This is a genomic window from Corynebacterium sp. ACRPE, from assembly GCF_022347435.1.
In the GTDB taxonomy this organism is placed as follows: domain Bacteria; phylum Actinomycetota; class Actinomycetes; order Mycobacteriales; family Mycobacteriaceae; genus Corynebacterium; species Corynebacterium tuberculostearicum_D.
The window spans coordinates 1-917 of record NZ_JAKRNA010000066.1; the positions used below are offsets into that span (position 1 = coordinate 1).

General features: G+C 54.1%; 1 pseudogene. It reads left to right on the top strand.

Annotation, left to right across the window (positions count from 1 at the left end):
• Positions 1 to 19: 19 nt before the first annotated feature.
• A pseudogene (locus tag MHY13_RS12130) lies at positions 20 to 917 on the top strand (IS3 family transposase); the annotation flags it as partial.

Sequence of the window (917 nt, forward strand, 5' to 3'; positions counted from 1 at the left end):
TGGATAACGAGTTTTTGTCAAAAGCGACAGCCTTCTTCGCCGCCAAGCAACGCGAACAGAAAAGTTCGAATTAATGCAGCGAGAGAAGGCGAACTACAGCATCAAACGTATGGCACGGCTATTAAAAGTGTCTCGGTCTGGATACTACAAATGGTCTCATACGCAGCAGAAGCGGCTATCCGGCGAAGATAATCGTGCAGCTTTTTACGATGACGTTGACCGTAAGATTCATCAGATTTGGTCGGACTCCGACGAGGTTTATGGTGCTCCGCGGATCACCGCAGAACTTATCGAGCGGTACCACATTTCGCTTAATCGTAAGACTGTGGCTAAACGGATGCGCATGATGGGCATTGAAGGGATTTCCCCGCGGGCCTTTGTCCCAGTGACAACGATTCAAGCCAAGCGTAAGTCCACGCTTCCTGACTTGGTCAAGCGCATGTTTGATACTGGTGAGCTCAACCGAGTATGGATGTCGGATATTACCTACCTGCGCACCGGTGAAGGCTGGTTGTACTTGTGCGCAGTCCGCGATGGTCATTCCCGCAGGGTACTGGGCTGGGCTATGGATAGCGTTCAAGATACATACCTGGTCGAACGGGCCCTGCGGATGGCGCATACACTACGCGGTGACGTGCCTGACGGGCTAGTGTTTCACGCTGACCGCGGAACCCAATTTACCAGCGAGAAGCTTTGGGAAGTTTGCCGCAACCTGGGCATTGCTCAGTCCGTAGGGCGTACCGGCGTGTGCTTCGATAACGCGATGGCCGAGTCATTCTGGTCGACGCTTAAAACCGAATTCTACGACCGTAAGCGCTGGGCGACCCGTGATGCTGCACGCAAGGCCGTTGCCTACTGGATTGAAGTCGTCTACAACCGCCGACGTCGGCACTCCGCACTCGGGATGATAAGCCCCG